The organism is Mesorhizobium sp. WSM4830 (genome assembly GCF_055811495.1).
The window spans coordinates 75717-93291 of the sequence record NZ_JBVVQI010000001.1; the positions used below are offsets into that span (position 1 = coordinate 75717).

Below are 17575 nucleotides of genomic sequence, written 5' to 3' on the forward strand. Positions count from 1 at the left end.
AGCCGCTTGTTTGGGTTGCGGAAGGAGACACGCCATGAGCACAAAACCTCCCCCTGTGCCGCCGAAGAATCTGAGCCCGAAGGGCGCCGGCGACAAAAAATCGGTAGCGGCCGACCAGGCACTGCAATCCACCGTTCCGGATCCCGACAAGCAGGGCCAGCAAGGCAATACGAAGGTAAACACCACCCATCAAGGCAACGTCCAAGATCGCTAGGCCATGTCCACGTCGAAAAAAACGCCTGCCAGCATCCGCCAGGGCGGTCCTGGCGCCGCGCACGAAAACGCCAAGAAGCCGCTGAGCGTCGAAAAGCCGCCCGCCGCGCCCGACCGTCGCAGCCACAGCAAGGTCTCCGGCGGCGGCGGCGAACGCGACAGCCACCATACCCACGACCCCGAAAAGAAAGGCGACACCCGGCCCGCGGATCAGGACAAGTGAAGTCGGGCAGCGAGGCGGAGATCGGTAGAGTTCGAGCGAAATGTCAGCGGGGACGTCGCGCCAAAGCAATCGGCACGACATTGTCGACATTTACTACCGGGACCATCGGCAAGTCGAACAGCATCGCAAGCCCCCGCGTCGCGGCCATTTCCACGATCAGCTCCTCGATGGATTGATCGGTCAGGCGGGTCTCGATGCTCCGCCGGATCATCGCTGCAAGCTTATGGACCGGCACCGGCACCGACTTCGCCCGGTCGTCGAGCAGCTTGCTGATCTCTATCACGACGTCAGCGTCGATATTCCTGGGCAAGTCTCGCACAAGCGCCTCCCCGCCAAACGAAACGAAAAGCCCGCCGCACCTTTCGATACGGCGGGCGATCCAGTAGTGCGCACCGGCGAGGGGATCGGGTGGGCGTGCCGGCGCGCGCAGATCGCAAGTAATTTTAGTTAAATCCGCCAGCTTCGATGTGTCACGGGAAAACGTCTGTACGTTTTTTACCGAACCGCGCCGATCGTCAGCTGTCCCGCCGTCGCGCGGCGTGGCAGCACGGATGGCGCGATCCTCTGCCCTCCGGACAGCGAACTCAAACAGTATACACTATAAACTTAAAACATCTTGCCAGGCGATCCAGCCTGTGCTCCACTTCGCATTGGAACGTGGCCTGCAGATCGAATTCTATCGACATGTGGCTGCATTTCAACGGATCACTGCGGGAAGACCAGCCTCAAACGATATACGAAATCTTCGCATGGGAAGGCGTGGATGACGGAAACGATAGAGCTCAAACGAGTTGGCGATGGCAATCTGCGTGCCCAGGTCTATCAACAAATCCGGCTGACCATTCAGCATGGCGATTTGGCGCCTGGCCAGAAGCTCGTAGATGTCGACATTGCCGCCCAGCTCGGTATTTCCAGAATGCCTGTCCGCGACGCCTTGATGCAGTTGGTGCATGAGGGCTACCTCGTCGGCACCACACGCGGCTTCACGCTACCCACACTTACCGCAACGGATGTCGCCGACATCTTTGAGGTCCGCCGCTTGCTCGAGCCGCGTGCCGCCGCACACGCTGCGCGGACACTTGACGCCGCTGGCCTCAAGACGCTGGCAGCCGCGCTTCGGGAGGCGGAGGCTGCGGCCGCAGCCGGCGATGCCGACCGCTTTTTCCAGGCCAATTCGGCATTCAGGAATTGTTGGCTCGGTGCCGTCGAGAACGAGCGCCTTTCACAAACGATTGCCCGCTTCGCCGACCACGTGCTCGTCGTCCGTTTAAGGACGCTGTCGCACCAGCCGACACAGGCCGTCGTCGTGGCCGGGATGCGCGCCATCTACGAGGCATTCGTCAAGCGCGACGCCGTCGCCGCCTACGACCGCATGACGCACTTCATTCAGAACGCCGAGGAGCGTTTCATGAAGCTGAGCCCACCGGCTCAACGTTCCAGCGGTGAAGGTGAGAGCATGTCGCAGCGGGGGAAATCATGATCAGGAAGCAGCACCCGCTGAAAGGGCCGAACCGGTTCAAGCTCGGCGTCTTTTCCATGAACGCCGATGGCGGCCTGGCAATGACCACCGTCCCCGAGCGCTGGCGCGCCCGCTGGGAGGACAATCTCAATTCTGCCTGCATCGCCGATCGCGCCGGCCTCGAGTTTCTGCTGCCGATCGCCCGCTGGCGCGGCTTCGGCGGTTTGACGCATGTGCGGGAATGGTCGTTCGAGACTTTCACCTGGGCGGCGGGTCTTGCTGTCGCCACGGAAAACATCGGCCTGTTCATGACGGTGCATGTGCCGCTGGTTCATCCGCTGCAGGCTGCAAAAGCGCTGGCGACGGTTGACCACATCTCCAACGGGCGTGCCGGCTTGAACATCGTCTGCGGCTGGAACCCGGACGAGTTCGCCATGTTCGGGCAGACGGTCGGCGATCGAACCTACGATCAGGCCGAGGAATGGATCAACATCATCGTGCGTGCCTATCAATCGAGGGAGCCGTTCGACTTCAGCGGCGAGTTCTATGATCTGAAGGGTGTCGTCAGCCGGCCGCCGAGCCTGCAGGCGCCGCGACCGGTGACCATGAACGCCGCCTTCGGCGCGCCGGGGCGCAACTATGCGGCGCGCCACTGCGACTATCTGTTTTCGACTTTTTCCGAAATCGCCGACGGCCGTGCGCATGTGGTCGACATCACCAACCGAGCGGCCGAAGTCGGACGCGAAGTCGGCGTCTATACGGTCTGTCATGTCGTCTGCCGGGAGACCCAGCAGGAAGCCGAGGATTATTACCGGCACTACGCGCTGGAATGCGCGGACGAAGGCGCTGTCGACGAGCATATGCGCAAGAAGAAGGAATTCGCGAACTCGCACGACGCGAAGGCCTTCACCGAATATCGGCAGAGGTTCGCCGGCGGTGCTGGAACCTTCCCGCTCATCGGCACGCCGGAAAAGATCGTCGACGACCTCACTGCGATCATGGAACAGGGTTATTCCGGCGCCGCCCTCACATTCGTCAACTACACCTACGAACTGCCCTTCTTCTGCGACCGCGTGCTGCCGCTGATGCGCCAGGCCGGGCTTCGAGTAAATTGATGCCGGCGGCCGCCATTCCGACGCCGTGGGTGCATGGGCACGACGCCATCAATCCGCGCGCCTTCAAGCAGGCGATGCGGGCCGTGGCGGGCTCCGTCGCCATCCTCGCCTCGGAGCATGACGAGATCGGCTTCTGCGGTATCACGGCGACGGCCCTCTGCTCGTTGAGTGCCGAGCCGCCGTCCCTGCTGGCCTGCGTCAACCGCAGCAGCACCTTTGCCTCGGCCATTCGCGAAGGCTTGCCCTTTTCCGTCAATCTGCCCGCCGGCGACCAGGAGAACGTTGTGCGTGCCTTTGGCGGCTTGACCAAAGCCAGGGGCGCCGCGCGGTTCTCGTCCGGATCATGGGTGCGCGGCGAAACCGGCGCGCCCTTGCTTGTCGGCGCGCGGGCAATGTTCGAATGCCGGGTCGCCGAAATCATCGTGCGGGCGTCGCACATGATCGTCATCGGCATCGTCTCAGGCGTCGCGCTGGATCGCGCTCACCGATCGCCGGTCTTCTACGCGCGTGGGCGGTTCCTGACAGTAGGAGATGATGTCAACTAACCGCCGTTCGTGTGGCGGCGCAGCGTGCAATTTCAGATCGGCCCGATGATGGGCCCCGGCGAAGTGAATCTATCAGAGGGAGTACGGCAATGCGCATTTGGAAATCCCTTGTTCTGGCGGCAGTCATGTCGGGTGTAGCGGGTATCGCCACGGCCGAAGAGGTCGTCCTCAATGCCGTGCATTTTACGCCGACGCAGAACGGCTACGCCCAGAGCTTCCTGAAGTTCGTTCAGAAGGTGAACGAAAAGTGCAAGGGCGTGGTCCAGATCAACGTGCGTGGCGGGCCGGAGGTCATTCCACCGATCCAGCAGGGCGCGGCGCTCAGGAGCGGCCTGATCGATGTGATCGACACACCGGCAGGGCAGTTCCTCGAGCTCGTGCCCGAAGGCGAGGTGTTCTCCGCATCGACGAAGACGCCGTGGGAGGTTCGCGAGAATGGCGGCTGGGACTTCATCAGCGGGATTTTCGAGAAGAAGGCCAATGCCCATCTGCTGGCGCATGTCGACGCGGGCTCGGGCTTCAACGTCTTCACCATCGATGAACCCAAGCTCAACAGCGAAGGCAGCATCGACTGGAGCAGCCTGAAGATCCGCTCGTCGCCGCTCTATCGCGATTTCCTCGAATCCCTGGGCGCGACGGTCATCGTGCAAGCGCCGGGGGATGTCTATACCTCGCTCGAGCGCGGCGTCGTCAATGCCAACGCCTATACCGTATTTGGTTATGCGTCCTTCGGCTGGGACAAATTCACCAAATACCGCGTCGATCCGCAATTCTTCAAAACCGACGTGCTGATCTCGATCAACAAGGCGAAATGGGACACGCTGTCGCCCGAGGCGCAGAAGCTGCTTGCCGAAACGGCCGTCGAGTACGAGCGCGCGAGCTATGACGCCAACCTTGCCGAGTCCGAAAAGCAGGCACAGGCGATGATCGCCGGCGGGCAGAAGGTGATCAGCTTGACCGGCGCCGGCCGCGACAAATTCCTGGCGGCTGCCACGCAGGCGAGCTGGGCGAGAATGGCCAAACGCGATCCCACCAACATCGATCAGTTGAAGAAATTCTTTCAGTAGCCCAAGCCGAGGGTGCCTTGTGTGCCTCCATCAAAGCTGGGCCAAGGGGACGAAGGTGGACATGAGGGTCGTCGGGCATGGATAGATTGTTTGCAGCGATTGGGAGGCTGAGCCTGGCGTTGGCGGCGGCGGCAAAAGTGGTGCTTGGCCTCATCATCGTCGCGGTGGTTGCTGATGTATGCGTCCGCAATCTGGGCCTGAGGCCGCTTGCCTGGGCGGTGTCGGCGACGGAATACGGCCTGCTCTACGCGGCATTCCTGCCGATGCCCTGGCTGGTCCACAGCAAGGGCCATGTCTTCGTCGAGTTCCTGCGCAAGGCGCTGCCGGTGCGGGCACGGTCGGTGCTTGAAAAGCTGGTCTACCTCGCCTGCATCGGCGTCAGCCTCTACCTTGGCAGCGTCGCTCTGTCGTCCCTGACAAGTGCCGTTGCGGGCGGCGAATATGAAACGCGCAGTTTCGATATGCCGAAATGGCTGGTGTTTCTGCCCATCATGCTCGCCTTCTACCTCTCGGCGCTGGAATGGCTCAGATATCTGCTCGGCCGTGACACGCTGTACACGCTCGATCCGCTGGAAATGGAAGGGCTCTGACCGGTGGCCTGGCTGTTTCCATTCGCCGTGCTCGTTGGCACCATCCTGGTGTTGATGGGGCTTGGGCTGCCGGTCGCCTTCGCGTTCTTCGTCACCAACGTGATCGGGCTGTACCTGTTCTTCGGCGGTTCGATCGGCGTGACGCAGATGGTCGCCAACTTCTCCGACGCCGTCTCGACCTATGCGCTTGCTCCGCTGCCGATGTTTCTCGTCATGGGCAGCCTGTTCTTCCGCTCCGGCCTGGGCGAGAAAGTCATCTACGCGCTCGACCTGTGCGTCGGCAATCTGCGCGGACGCCTTGCCTATGTCGTCCTCGCCGCCGGCACGATCTTTTCCGCGCTGTCGGGCTCGAGCCTCGCCAATACCGGCATGATGGGCTCGCTGATGGTGCCCGAGATGCTGAAGCGGGGCTACAAGCCGCATATGGCCTACGGCCCGGTGCTTGGCGCCGGAAGCCTTGCCGTCATCATCCCGCCATCCTCGCTCGCCGTCTTGCTCGGCTCGCTGGCCCAGATCGACGTCGGCGCGCTGCTCATAGCGGGGGCTTTGCCCGGGCTGCTGCTCGTTGTCATGTACGCGGCCCTGATCTTCGCACAGACCAAGATCGATCCGGACGCCGCTCCCCACTATCCGGTGCCCGCCGTCCCCGCGGCCGAGAAGGTGAGGGCGGTCGCCGTCAACATCATTCCGATGAGCGTCATCGTGTTCATGGTGGTCGGCACGATCATCCTTGGGATAGCGACGCCGACGGAATCGGCGGGACTCGGCTGTGCAGCCGTCGTCGCCTTGTTGTTCGTCTACCGGCGGTTCAGCTGGTCGGTTGTCTGGAAGTCGCTGGACGATGCGATGAAGGTCACCGGCATGACCTTCCTGATCATCTCGGCTTCGACGACGTTCTCGCAGATATTCGCCTTCTCCGGCGCCTCCAACGGCTTTATCCAGTTCATCGTGGGCTACGATCTTGGACCGTATCCCATGCTGCTCATGATGGTGCTCGTCATCCTGCTGCTCGGCATGTTCATGGATCAGGTCTCGATGATGCTGATCACGCTGCCGATCTTCCTGCCGATCGCCCAGCAATTCGGCTACGAGCCCGTATGGTTCGGGCTGATCCTGCTGCTCGCCTATGAGGTCGGCTTCACCACGCCGCCCTTTGGTCTGCTGCTGTTCATCATGATCGGCGTTGCGCCGAAAGGCACATCGCTCAAGACGGTTGCCATGTCAGCGGCGCCTTACATCGCGCTGACGCTTTTGCTGATCGTGCTGATTGTCCTCTTTCCGCAGATCGCTCTCTTTCTTCCGAATTTGATCTAGTCGAACTCGATCCAGAGGTTCCACATGCGCTTTGCCTATCTTGCCTTCTTCCATGATGACCGCGAGGCAAATTTGGCCATCGCCGGTGAAGATGTTGACGCTGTGCGCCGTGTGATCGCATCGACGCCGGGCCTTGCGCTTGCAAACATCTATCTGCCCGAAGTGGCGACGGACATGTTCAACAACGATGGTCCACCGCCGGTCTTTGGCTTCCAGCTCTATTTCGACGAATTGGCGGACATGGAGGCGGCGCTGGCGCCGTCCGGCCATCTGCAGGCGCTTGCCGGACCGGGTATGCTGTCGAGCATCGCCGGTTCGAGGCCGACGCAACAGGCAATGTGCGTGCGTCCGTTTCCCGTCGACGACGCTGGCGTCAAGACGTCCGGGCTGCCCTGCAGCTATCTTGTCCACTATCCCGGGCCGGCCGAAGACATGAATGTCTGGCTCCACCACTACGTGACGCACCATCCGCAATTGATGCGGGGCTTCCCCGGCATTCGCCACATCGAGGTTCTGTCGCGACTGGATTGGTGCGGTTCGCTGCCCTGGCCGCGGATCGACCATATGCAGCGCAATCGCGTCATGTTCGACAGTCCCGCGGCATTGACGCACGCGCTGCAATCGCCGGCGAGGCTGGAGATGCGCGCCGACTACAAGACATTCCCGCCGTTTTCAGGCGGCAGCCGGCATTTCCCGATGTCGACGGAAGCCGTGCATCCTTCGTCAAGGGCCACATAGCGCAAACAGGTTTTGCCGACGCCGAAAAATTTCTGGAGATTTCATGTACGACTTTCGCAAGAAATGTGTTTCTCTCGATCGCCTCATCGGCACCTTCTGCGCCATCCCGCACCCTGTGGCGGTAGAAGTGGCGGCCGCGAGCGGGGTCGATTTCCTGTGCATCGACTGGGAGCATTCGCAGATCGGCCGCGAACGGCTCGAGGATCTGGTCCGCGCCGCCGATGTCCACAAGGTTCCCGCGATGGTGCGCGTTCCCGGCCACACGCCGGAGTGGATGGCGGCCGCGCTCGACGCGGGCGCGTCGGGCGTCCTGGTACCGCGCGTCTCGACGGCCGAGCAGGCCCGCATGGCGGTCACGGCCTGCCGTTACCCGCCGGTCGGCGCACGCGGTGTCGGCCCAGGCCGCGCCGCCGGTTATGGCTATATGATTCCGGACTACCTCAAATCGGCCAACGAGGTCCTGACGGTCGCCATCCAGGTCGAGACGGCCGAGGGCCTCGCCAATATCGACGACATCGTCCAGGTCGACGGCGTCGACGTGATCTTCATTGGCCCCGGCGACCTCTCGGTCTCGATCGACGCCATGGGGCCGGCCGGCCAGGACAAGCTCAATGCCGCTATCGTCAGGATCGCGGCCGCAGTGCGCGCAGCCCGCAAGGCCGTCGGCATCTTTCGTCCTTCGGCGGATGATGTCGGCAAATGGTCGCGGCACGGCATCAGCTTCTACATGCTCGCCAGCGACACGATGTTTCTCGGCGCCGGCCTTGCCGCCGGTGTCGTCTCGGCGCGCAGCGCCTCATAGCAAGAGTTTGCCATGAAGATCATCAAGACCGACGGCGTATTGTCAGTCGAGGAAGAGCAGCTGCGCTACCTCGACGGCTTGAGCGCCGAGTTTGTCGAAAAGACGCTGCTCACAGAAGATGCCCTGATCGAACACTGCCGCGACGCCGACGCATTGATGGTATTGCGGGAGCCGATCACGGCTCGCGTTTTGGCGGAACTGAAGAGGCTCAAGGTCATCGGCCGGTTCGGCGTAGGGCTCGACTCGATCGACGTCGAGGCCGCCAGCTGTGCCGGTGTTCAGGTGACCTACGTGCCGGACGCCAATCTGGTTGAAGTCAGCACCCACGCCATGGCCCTGATCCTGGCCTTGACGCGCAGGCTGAAGCAGTTCGACAGCGCGGTGCGCGCCGGCCGCTGGGCTGCAATGACCGACGGCGCCGGCATCATGCGGCCCGACAGGCAGATCCTCGGCCTGATCGGCTTCGGCCAGATCGGGCGGCTGACTGCCGAGCGGGCGCGGGTCTTCGGCTACCACATCATCGCCTACGACCCGCACATGCCGGCAGAGCGCATCGCGGCCGGCGGTGCCGAACCGGTCGGCTTCGACGAGCTGCTGGCCAGGGCCGACATCGTCTCGCTGCACGTTCCAGCGACACCGGAAACCAGAAACATCATGTCGGCACAAGCCCTGTCGCGGATGAAGCAAGGGGCGATACTCATCAACGTGTCGCGCGGCGGCCTGGTCGACGAGGTCGCCTTGGCGGATTTGATCCGGAGCGGCCATCTGGCAGGCGCCGGCATCGACACGTTCGAGCGGGAGCCGCCTTCGCCCGACAATCCGCTGCTGGCGCTGGACACCGTCCTGGTCAGTCCACACGCGGCGCACTACTCGACCCAGTCTTACGCGGAGGTTCGCAACAAGGTGTTTGCCGATGTCGCATCGGTCCTGCGCGGCGGCAAGCCGGTCTATCCGGTCAACCGGGTATGACCAATTCCCGATGTCGGCGCCGCCCCTCATCCGCCTGCTCTCTCCCGCTCCGCGGGCGAGGAACCCAAGTCCTGCAAGCCGGCGTTCGCAAGGCGATGAGGGGCGGCGCAAACCTATCAAGATTGTCCGGATTGCCACATTTTGTTCTTGCTTTGTGCCGGCAGCTATGCTACTAATTTGGGTATGGTGCTGATTCGGACCGAGGACCCGCCGCAAGGCGGTTTTTTGTCTTTAGGTTTCGGCGCCATCCGTCGAGGCTCTGCTCGGCTTGTCGCGGCGCTCGACAATGTAGATGTGGTCGGCGACCAGCACCACGTCGCCATGCTGGTTGATCACCTCGCAGCGCTCGACGACCCGGCCTGAATCGGGTCGCTTCGGGTCGTCCTCCTTGGCCGAGATGGTGGTGCGGGTCCTGATCGTATCGCCGATGAACACCGGCTTGATGAAGCGCAGCCGGTCGTAGCCATAGGAGAAAGCAACCGGGTTGACGACGCTTGCCGTCAGCCCGACGCCGACCGAAAAGACCAGCGTGCCGTGGGCAATGCGCTGGCCGAACGGCGTCGTCTTCATGAACTCGGCGTCCATGTGGTGGGGAAAGAAATCGCCGGTATGGCCGGCATGGACGACGAAGTCGGTCTCGGTGATGGTGCGCCCGCTGGTCATGCGCGACGAGCCGATCCGGTAGTCCTCGAAATAAACAGTCTGCTCCATGTCAGGGCCTCGCCGCGATCGGTGTTGCCGGCGCCGCGCTCGATTGATAGGCGGCTTCGACCAGCGCCATGGTGTTCCAGCCGTCCTCGACGGAACTGACAAGCTCGGCGTCCTCGCCTGACGCGTAGCGCTGGACATTGGCCATGCGGCCGGCAAAGGCGTCCGGAAACCATGCGCCGACGAGCGGAACCGTAATCCAGTCCGTGCCGCCTTTGGGGTAGATTTCGAGAATGTCCGGCTCGCCGCGCGGATAGTCGAGGTTGACGCCCAGTTTGAGGTAGGCGGCGCCTTCGGTGCCGCAGATGCGGAATTCGCAGGCCTGGTGTTTTCGACCGAACTTGTGATCGTGGTTGATCGACAGCGCACAGCGCACCGTGTCGCCATAGTCGAGGATCGCGCTGGTGCGCGTTTGCGCAACCTTATGGCCGGGGTGGCCGAGCGTCTTGGCGTGAACCCCCTTGGGGTCGCCGAGCAATTGCCGGATCAGGTCGAGATAATGGATCGAATGCATGGCGATCTCGACGCGCGGCGCCTGCAACAGGAATTCCCAGAGCTGCCAGGGTGTCGCCAGCGCCAGCCATGCGTCGAAATCGACCACGTCGCCCAGCCAGCCCTTGGCGATCGCATCCCTGAGCGCCAGCATCATCGGTGCGAAGCGCAGCTGGAAATTCACCGCCGCCTTGAGGTCTTTGGAGCGGCAGATTTCGAGGATCTCGGTCGCCTCGGTGAGATTGCTGCCCATTGGCTTCTGGATCAGCGCCACCGCACCATCGGGCAGCGCGCTGAGCACGCCGGCATGATAGGCCGGCGGCGTCGCCAGATCGAAGATGGCGTCCTTGATTGCAGCGGCTTCCCCGACCGACCGGTAAGCGGTGACGCCCCATTTCTGCGCCAGTTTTTCCGCCTTGGCCAGGTCGGGGTCGAAAAGCCCGGCAACCGGGAAACCGGCTTTCCCATAGGCCGGGAAATGCGCATCGCCGACGATCGAGCCGGCGCCGAAAATCACGATCGGCCTGGGCTTTGACGGCTGTGCCCAGGCCTGGGAGAGCGAGGAAGGATCGAAAATGTCATCAGTCATAGTGGAAGACTTCGTCCATCGACGCCCACCACTCGCCCTCCTTGCGGGTCGGCAGTGGCTCCTGGCACGGCATGCACAGCGCCCACCATTCCTGCGTCGTGGGATCGGCAGCCATCTTGGCCATGTCGGCGGCATAGTCGGTGCCGTGGTACTCGAAGGTGCTGAACAAAAGGTGCTCCGGCTCCCTCAGATAAATCGAATAATTCTTGATGTTGCAGGCGGAAATCATCTTGAGGACGTCCGGCCACACGGCAGCGTGAAGCCGCACATACTCGGCGACTTTCTCCGGCTTGAGGCCGAGCACCATTCCCATTCGCTGCATGTCCGCCTCCTATTTCACTATCGTCGTGGTGAATTCCGCGATGCTCTTCGCCTTGATCGCATCCCAGTCCCAGTCGATGCCGATGCCGGGCTCGTCCGGCGCCAATGCGTGCCCGTCCTCGATACGCATTTTCTTGCCGGTCAGCTCGTCGAGCTGGGGAATATACTCGACATATCTGCCGTTCTGAACGGCGCATGTCAGGCTGACATGCAGTTCCATCAGGAAATGCGGGCAGACCGGTATGTCGAACGCCTCGGCTGCATGCGCCACCTTCAGCCACGGCGTGATACCGCCGATGCGACCGACATCGACCTGCACGATCGAACATGCGCCCTTTTGCATATATTCGCGGAAATGCCGGATCGAATAGAGCGACTCGCCGACGGCGATCGGCGTCGATGTGGCACTCGACAGCCGCACATGGCCGTCAATGTCGTCGGCCGGCAGCGGCTCCTCGATCCAGGCGAGGTCGAGTTCCCGCAGGCGCTCGGCCCGGCGGATTGCCTCGTCGACCGAAAAGCCCTGGTTGCAATCGGTCATGATCTCGTAGGAGTCTCCAACCGCCCGGCGCACCGCCGTCAGCCGGGCAAGATCCTCGGAACCGTGCGGCTTGCCGATCTTGACCTTCGAGCCGCGAAAACCCTTGGCCTTGGCGGCCAGCGCATCCTCGACCAGCGCCTCGGTTTCGATATGCAGCCAGCCGCCTTCTGTCGTGTAGAGCGGGCAGCGGTCCTTGGCGCCACCGGCCAGTTTCCACAGCGGCAGGCCCTGCTTCTTCGCCCGCAGGTCCCAAAGGGCAGTGTCGATGGCCGCGAGCGCGATTGCCGTGATCGCGCCGATCGTCGTGGCGTGGGTGGCGAATTCCAGCTCGTGCCAGATCGCCTCGATCATGTCGGCGTCGCGGCCGATCAGCCGCGGCGCAAGGTGGTCGGCCAGCAGTCGCATCACCGAGGAGCCGCCGGTGCCGATCGTATAGCTGTAGCCGGTGCCGACCGCGCCGTCGGCGTCGGTGATGGTGACGATCGGTGTTTCCTGGCTGACAAAACTCTGGATGGCATCGGTGCGCTTGACCTTAGGCACCAGGTCGACCATCCGCAGTTCGATTTTCTCGATCTTTGCCATGATTTTAACCTCGCAATGTCTTGCCTGTTTCGGCAGAAAACAGATGGGCCTGCGACAGGTCCAGGCTCATCTTGACCCGGTCGCCGGCTTTGAGCGGCTTTGGATTGAGCATCCGCGATACCCAGTCGCTGCCGTTGAATTCGGCGAACACCAGCGTTTCGTTGCCGAGCGGTTCTGTAACCGTCACCGGCAGTTCCACCTGGTGCACGTCGACCTCTTCGCCGGAGCTGATGCCGTGCCCCGTCGGATAGATGTCGTCGGGCCTGAGGCCGAACACGACTTTGTCGCCGGTTCCGACATTTGCCTTGAACTGGCTGGGCAGGGGCAGCCTCTCGCCGCTGGCGAACAGCAGCTGTCCGTCGTCGACGTCAGCCTCATGCAAATTCATCGGCGGCGAGCCGATGAAGCCCGCCACGAAGCGGGTCTGCGGCCGGCGGAAGACCTCGTCGGGCGTGCCGACCTGCTCGATGAACCCGTCGCGCATGATGACGATGCGGTCGGCCAATGTCATCGCTTCGACCTGGTCGTGGGTGACGTAGATCACCGTCGACCGGACCTTGGCGTGCAGTTTCTTGATCTCGGTGCGCATCTGCGTCCGAAGCTTGGCGTCGAGATTGGAAAGCGGCTCGTCGAACAGGAAGACGTCGGGATCGCGCACGATGGCGCGGCCCATGGCGACGCGCTGGCGCTGTCCGCCGGACAGCTGCGACGGCCGGCGGTCGAGCAATTGGTCAAGGCCGAGAATGCCCGATGCCTCTGCGACACGGCGGTCCATTTCCTCTTTCGCGGCGCCGGCAATCTTCAGCGAGAAGCCGAGGTTTTCGCGCACCGTCATGTGCGGATAGAGCGCGTAGGACTGGAACACCATCGAGATGTTGCGCGACCGCGGCGGCAGGTCGTTTACCATGCGGCCGCCGATCTCGATGACCCCGTCGCTGATCGCCTCGAGGCCGGCGATCATTCGCAGGGTTGTCGACTTGCCGCAGCCGGACGGCCCGACCAGCGCGATGAACTCGCGGTCGGCGACCTCCAGGTCGATGCCGTGCACCACCGCCACCGGACCGTAGCTCTTGGTGAGTTTCTTGAGCGATACAGTTGCCATGTCAGCCTTTCACCGCGCCGGAAGTGAGGCCGCCGACGAGGTGTTTCTGGACGATGAAGGTAAGCGTGAGCGCCGGTATGATCATGACCACGGCCAGCGCGCACATGCCGCGCCAGTCGATGGTGAATTCGGCCGTATAGTCGAGCAGGCCGACCGGCAGGGTCTTGGAGTTGATCGAGCGTGTCAGCTGCGAGGCGAGCGCGAATTCGTTCCAGGAGGTGAGGAAGGCAAAGATGCCGGCCGAGGCAATGCCGGGGCCGGCGAGCGGAAACTCGACCTGCCAGAAGGCCTGCCAGCGCGTGCAGCCGTCGATCTGCGCGGCTTCGGCGAGGTCCTTTGGCACCTGGCGGAAAAAGCCGTCGATCAGCCAGACGGTGAACGGCACGTTGAGCGCGACATAGACCAGGATCAGCCCGAAATGCGTATCGATGATGCCGAGCCGCGCAAAGACGAAGAACAGCGGCAGCGACAGCGCGATGCCGGGCACGGTGCGCGTCAGCATCAGGCCGAGGAACATCGCCGACTTGGCGCGGAAGCGGTAGCGCGCAAAGGCATAGCCGCCGGCCATACCGATGACGATGGCGATCACCGTCGAGGTCACCGAGATGATCAGCGAATTGCGGAAGTAGTCGAGCACCGGAATGCCGCCCTGGCCGACGCCGCTGAACATGGCGATGTAGGCGTCGAGCGAGAGTTGCTGCGGGATCCACACCGGCGGCTTGGCCATGATCTCGACAGTCGGCCTGAGCGACGACAGCACGATCCAGATGCCGGGCAGGCAGATGACCAGCATGGCCAGGAACAGTCCGATGCCGTGAACGATGCCGAGCGCTTTGTTGCCGACGCGATGCAGGCTGTTCTGGTCCATCCTCACCACTCCGCCGCGATCTGCGTGCGCGCCGCGGCGAGCTTGCGGTAGAAATAGACGGTGAACAGGATGGACAGCAGGATCGAGAAATAGGCCATGGCATTGGCCATTCCCATCCTGGCGTCGCTGTAGGCGGTGCGGGCGATCAGCGTCCAGACCAGTTCGGTGCGGCCGGCAGGGCCGCCGTCGGTCATGATCTTGACGATGTCATAGGCGCGCGCGACGTCGAGCGAGCGGATGGTCATGGCGATGAAGGCAAACGGCATGATGAACGGCCAGGTGACATAGCGGAATGTCTGCCAAGGCGTACAGCCGTCGACGCGGGCGGCCTCGACCGGTTCGCGCGGCATCGCCAGCAGCCCGGCAAGGATCAGGATCGCGAACACCGAAGTCGACGACCAGATCTCGGCGATCAGGATAGCGATGAAGGCGAGATTGCCGTCGATCAGCCACGGGATGGCGCGGTCGGTCAGGCCGAGCCCCTGCAGGGCGTTGTTCACCAGTCCGATATTGTCGTTGAACATGAATTTGAACTGGAAGCCGACGAGGATCGGCGAAAACATCATCGGAAACATCATGATGGTCCGCAGGATCCGCTGGCCGCGCGATGCCTTCTCCACCAGCAGTGCAAGCCCGAGCCCGATCAGCATTTCCAGGTTGAGCGCCACCGTCAGCAGCACCACGGTGCGGGCAAAGGCGACCCAGAAAGCGCGGCTGGTCAGGATGGCGACGTAGTTGCGCGCGCCGATGAAGACCCAGAACGTCTCCGGCCTGGTCAGCCGGAACGGCGTGAAGCTGGAGTAGAGCGATAGCAGCAACGGCACTACCACCACAGCCGCCAGCACGATCACAGCCGGCAGCAGGAGCAGCAATGGCGGCGAAGGTCTCCAGCCTTTCATGGCGATCCGGTTCTGGTTGGTGCCCGGACACCGTAGGCCGCCATTGGCGAGCCGGGATCAAGACAAAGCGTGTTGCGCATGGTTCGTAAAAAGTTCGGGGGCGCCGCTCTTCGATGAGCGCGGCGCCCCTTGGGAGAATGGTCAAAGCTTGCCGGCGTCTTCAAGAATCTGGGTAGCCTTGGCGGCAGCGTCGTCCAGCGCCTGCTTGGAGGTCTTGTCGCCGAGGATGGCGGCCTGCAATTCGGGATAGACGGCGTTGGAGATTTCGATCCATTCGGGTGTCTGCGGCACGGCAAAAGCGTGCTTTGCCTCCTCCTGGAAAGCCGCCAGCACTTCCTTCTTGTAAGGATCGCTGGCCGCCTGCTGGATATCCCAGTCCCACACCGCCGTACGGGTCGGCAGTGGGCCGCTTGCCGCCTCGAGCTTCTGGCTGTCCTCATTGGTCAGGAACCAGACCAGCGACGCCGCAGCCTCCTTGCTGGCGCAGTTCTCGGTGACCGAAAATCCGTGGTGCCCCGACCAGCCGGTGCGAATGCCGGCCGATCCCTTCGGCGCTACCTTCACCCCGACATTGCCGGCGACCTTCGACGACTTTGGATCATTGAAGAAGCCTGCCCAGCCTGGCCAGTCGAGGTTGATGGCGACGGTACCCGAGGCAAAGCCCTGGCCGAGATCGTCCCAGAGATAGTTGGTGGTGCCGGCCGGCACCGCCTTGGCCTTGTAGAGATTGACGAACCAGTCGAGCGCGTGCACGCCGGCTTCCGAGTTGAAGGCCGGCTTGCCGTCCTTGTCGAGGTATTCGCCGCCGTCGGCGATGAGCATCTCGTAAAAGCGGCCGTTGATCGCCTCTTCCTTGCCGGCGAACTGGGTGCCGTAGAAATCCGGCGGGCTGGCGAAGAATTCCGCCTGCTGGGCGACCTCGTCCCAGGTGTCGGGCGGTGTCAGCTCCTTGCCGTACTTGGCCTTGTAGGCGGCCTTCTTGGCTTCATCCTGATAGAGGCTCTTCTGGTAATAGAGCGCCGAGACGTCGAATTGTGCGCGCGGCAGCATCACCAGCTTGCCCTCGAGCGTCGAGGCCTTGATCGTCGACGGCACGAAGGCGTCGATCTCCTCCTTCGGCAGCAGCTTGTTGAGGTCGGTGTAGATATCAGGATATTGCGGCGCGAAGGACGAGTGGTTCGAGCCGACGCACCAGTTAATGCTGCCGGAGGCGATGTCCGACTTGATCTCCTTGTCGAGCTCGAAGTGGTTCTTCTTCGAGATCACGTTGACCTTGGCGCCGGTCAGTTTTTCCCATTCGCCGATGCGCGCGTACAGCCCTTCATATTGCTGGCCGCCGATCAGCTTGGCGTCGATGGTGACGCCGTCGAATTTGCCGGGCAGTTCGGCAGCAAGGGCACTCGCACCCATTGCGAGCAGCGTTACGCCGGCCGACAGGCCGCAAAACAGTTTAGTCATTGGTATCCTCCCAAGAGTCTGCGTCGATCCATAGCGAGGGCTGATCGGCAGCTTCATTCATATACAAACAAAATATTTATAGGATCGTCAAGCCGAAAGTTCTTCCGGAAGCAACCGTTATGCGTATATGAAATGTGAAATTCACTGGAGAAGCCCAATGGCAGAGGACGAGGAAGACGAGCGCTATCGAGCCCCGGCGTTGGACAAGGGGCTCGACATCCTCGAGCTGCTGGCCGGCGTCGATGGCGGCCTGACGCAGGCGGAAATCGCCAAGAAACTCGACCGCAGCCCGAACGAGTTCTATCGCATGCTGGATCGGCTGGTGCGGCGCGGCTATGTCACGCGGCCGGATGGCGACCGTTATTCGCTGACGCTCAAGCTGTTTGGCCTGGCGCAGCTGCACGCGCCGGTGCGCCGGCTAGCCTCCTATGCGACGCCGCTGATGCGCGAACTGGCCGAAACCACACAGCAGGCAAACCAGCTGGTCGTCTTCGATCGCGGTTCCGCCGTGGTGATCGCACAGCAGGAGGCGCCGGATTACTGGGGCATCTCCATCCGCGTCGGCTCGCATATCAGCCTGTTCGACACCGGCTCCGGCCACGTGTTGCTGGCGTTCCGCCCGCCGGAAGAGCGGCAGATGATGATCTCAGAACATCTGCGCAGCACCGACAAGCCACCGCAGTCGCCGGAATTCTTTGCCCGCCTCGACCAGATTAGGGAACGCGGCTACGAGATGATGGCATCGCTGCAGACGGCCGGCGTGTTCAACCTGTCGACGCCCGTTCTCGGCTCGGACGGCAAGGCGATCGCCGCACTGTCGATCCCCTACATTACCCTGGTCAACGCACCCAAGGCGCCCGACATTACCAGGACGATCGAGCTGTTGCTGACGGCGACCGAAAAGCTGTCGCAACTGGCGGGATCGACCGTCAAGCAATCGCGATGAATTCTTATTTGAATGAAGAATTTCTCCGTGAGAT

21 protein-coding genes are annotated in these 17575 nt (G+C 62.6%); 12 read left to right on the forward strand and 9 right to left on the reverse strand.

Annotated elements, in window-relative coordinates; genetic code table 11:
- Positions 1 to 34: 34 nt before the first annotated feature.
- Both AC0L2Y_RS00465 and AC0L2Y_RS00470 read left to right on the forward strand, forming a co-directional pair.
- Positions 35 to 214 (forward strand): hypothetical protein, encoded by a 180-nt coding sequence (locus AC0L2Y_RS00465; RefSeq protein WP_473552926.1) that lies wholly within the window; start codon positions 35 to 37, stop codon positions 212 to 214.
- Positions 215 to 217: 3 nt separating this feature from the next.
- A complete protein-coding gene (locus AC0L2Y_RS00470) occupies positions 218 to 436 on the forward strand; it encodes a hypothetical protein (protein WP_473552928.1) in 219 nt (72 codons plus the stop codon).
- Between the two features lie 43 nt (positions 437 to 479).
- Here the strand turns inward: AC0L2Y_RS00470 and AC0L2Y_RS00475 are convergent, their stop codons facing one another.
- On the reverse strand, positions 480 to 755 hold the full coding sequence (locus AC0L2Y_RS00475; RefSeq protein ID WP_473552930.1) for a hypothetical protein: 276 nt from the start codon (positions 753 to 755) through the stop codon (positions 480 to 482).
- 444 nt (positions 756 to 1199) lie between these two features.
- Here AC0L2Y_RS00475 and AC0L2Y_RS00480 point away from each other — a divergent pair, with 444 nt between their 5' ends.
- The 9 genes from AC0L2Y_RS00480 to AC0L2Y_RS00520 all read left to right on the forward strand — a co-directional run bounded on the left by AC0L2Y_RS00480 (position 1200) and on the right by AC0L2Y_RS00520 (position 9035).
- Positions 1200 to 1916 carry a GntR family transcriptional regulator gene (locus tag AC0L2Y_RS00480; protein WP_473552932.1) on the forward strand — a complete coding sequence of 239 codons (717 nt, stop codon included), beginning with the start codon at positions 1200 to 1202 and terminating at the stop codon, positions 1914 to 1916.
- Positions 1916 to 3010 carry an LLM class flavin-dependent oxidoreductase gene (locus AC0L2Y_RS00485; RefSeq protein WP_473553661.1) on the forward strand — a complete coding sequence of 365 codons (1095 nt, stop codon included), beginning with the start codon at positions 1916 to 1918 and terminating at the stop codon, positions 3008 to 3010. Before AC0L2Y_RS00480 ends, AC0L2Y_RS00485 begins: the two co-directional genes overlap by 1 nt.
- Positions 3010 to 3555, forward strand: a complete 546-nt coding sequence (locus tag AC0L2Y_RS00490) for a flavin reductase family protein (protein WP_473552936.1) — start codon at positions 3010 to 3012, stop codon at positions 3553 to 3555. The genes AC0L2Y_RS00485 and AC0L2Y_RS00490 overlap by 1 nt, the downstream gene beginning before the upstream one ends.
- 89 nt (positions 3556 to 3644) lie before the next feature.
- Positions 3645 to 4622 (forward strand): TRAP transporter substrate-binding protein DctP, encoded by a 978-nt coding sequence (gene dctP, locus AC0L2Y_RS00495; RefSeq protein ID WP_473552938.1) that lies wholly within the window; start codon positions 3645 to 3647, stop codon positions 4620 to 4622.
- A gap of 77 nt (positions 4623 to 4699) precedes the next feature.
- On the forward strand, positions 4700 to 5212 hold the full coding sequence (locus AC0L2Y_RS00500) for a TRAP transporter small permease (RefSeq protein WP_352488503.1): 513 nt from the start codon (positions 4700 to 4702) through the stop codon (positions 5210 to 5212).
- Positions 5213 to 5215: 3 nt separating this feature from the next.
- Entirely contained in the window at positions 5216 to 6526 is a 1311-nt protein-coding gene (locus tag AC0L2Y_RS00505) for a TRAP transporter large permease (protein ID WP_473552940.1), read from the forward strand.
- 24 nt (positions 6527 to 6550) lie between these two features.
- Positions 6551 to 7264: a hypothetical protein gene (locus AC0L2Y_RS00510; protein WP_473552942.1), complete on the forward strand. Its 714-nt coding sequence runs from the start codon at positions 6551 to 6553 to the stop codon at positions 7262 to 7264.
- A 43-nt stretch (positions 7265 to 7307) separates the two neighbouring features.
- Positions 7308 to 8066, forward strand: coding sequence for an HpcH/HpaI aldolase family protein (locus tag AC0L2Y_RS00515; RefSeq protein WP_473552945.1), 759 nt, complete (start codon positions 7308 to 7310; stop codon positions 8064 to 8066).
- A gap of 12 nt (positions 8067 to 8078) precedes the next feature.
- Positions 8079 to 9035 carry a C-terminal binding protein gene (locus AC0L2Y_RS00520; RefSeq protein WP_473552947.1) on the forward strand — a complete coding sequence of 319 codons (957 nt, stop codon included), beginning with the start codon at positions 8079 to 8081 and terminating at the stop codon, positions 9033 to 9035.
- A gap of 231 nt (positions 9036 to 9266) precedes the next feature.
- Here the strand turns inward: AC0L2Y_RS00520 and AC0L2Y_RS00525 are convergent, their stop codons facing one another.
- From AC0L2Y_RS00525 to AC0L2Y_RS00560, 8 genes are all read right to left on the reverse strand, one after another.
- Positions 9267 to 9746, reverse strand: a complete 480-nt coding sequence (locus AC0L2Y_RS00525) for a MaoC/PaaZ C-terminal domain-containing protein (RefSeq protein ID WP_473552950.1) — start codon at positions 9744 to 9746, stop codon at positions 9267 to 9269.
- Position 9747: 1 nt separating this feature from the next.
- The gene (locus AC0L2Y_RS00530) at positions 9748 to 10824 is read right to left on the reverse strand and encodes a Gfo/Idh/MocA family protein (RefSeq protein WP_473552952.1); all 1077 of its coding nucleotides are present in this window, start codon (positions 10822 to 10824) and stop codon (positions 9748 to 9750) included.
- Positions 10817 to 11146 carry an L-rhamnose mutarotase gene (locus AC0L2Y_RS00535; protein WP_023676093.1) on the reverse strand — a complete coding sequence of 110 codons (330 nt, stop codon included), beginning with the start codon at positions 11144 to 11146 and terminating at the stop codon, positions 10817 to 10819. Before AC0L2Y_RS00535 ends, AC0L2Y_RS00530 begins: the two co-directional genes overlap by 8 nt.
- Positions 11147 to 11155: 9 nt before the next feature.
- Positions 11156 to 12268 carry a mandelate racemase/muconate lactonizing enzyme family protein gene (locus tag AC0L2Y_RS00540; RefSeq protein WP_473552955.1) on the reverse strand — a complete coding sequence of 371 codons (1113 nt, stop codon included), beginning with the start codon at positions 12266 to 12268 and terminating at the stop codon, positions 11156 to 11158.
- A gap of 4 nt (positions 12269 to 12272) precedes the next feature.
- Positions 12273 to 13370 carry an ABC transporter ATP-binding protein gene (locus tag AC0L2Y_RS00545; protein ID WP_473552957.1) on the reverse strand — a complete coding sequence of 366 codons (1098 nt, stop codon included), beginning with the start codon at positions 13368 to 13370 and terminating at the stop codon, positions 12273 to 12275.
- Position 13371: 1 nt separating this feature from the next.
- Entirely contained in the window at positions 13372 to 14238 is an 867-nt protein-coding gene (locus AC0L2Y_RS00550; protein ID WP_352465970.1) for a carbohydrate ABC transporter permease, read from the reverse strand.
- Between the two features lie 2 nt (positions 14239 to 14240).
- A complete protein-coding gene (locus tag AC0L2Y_RS00555) occupies positions 14241 to 15137 on the reverse strand; it encodes a carbohydrate ABC transporter permease (RefSeq protein ID WP_473552960.1) in 897 nt (298 codons plus the stop codon).
- Positions 15138 to 15278: 141 nt separating this feature from the next.
- The gene (locus tag AC0L2Y_RS00560; protein WP_473552962.1) at positions 15279 to 16595 is read right to left on the reverse strand and encodes a type 2 periplasmic-binding domain-containing protein; all 1317 of its coding nucleotides are present in this window, start codon (positions 16593 to 16595) and stop codon (positions 15279 to 15281) included.
- Between the two features lie 157 nt (positions 16596 to 16752).
- On the opposite strand from AC0L2Y_RS00560, the gene AC0L2Y_RS00565 reads away from it, so the two are divergent.
- Positions 16753 to 17541 (forward strand): IclR family transcriptional regulator, encoded by a 789-nt coding sequence (locus tag AC0L2Y_RS00565; RefSeq protein ID WP_473552964.1) that lies wholly within the window; start codon positions 16753 to 16755, stop codon positions 17539 to 17541.
- Positions 17542 to 17575: the final 34 nt, after the last annotated feature.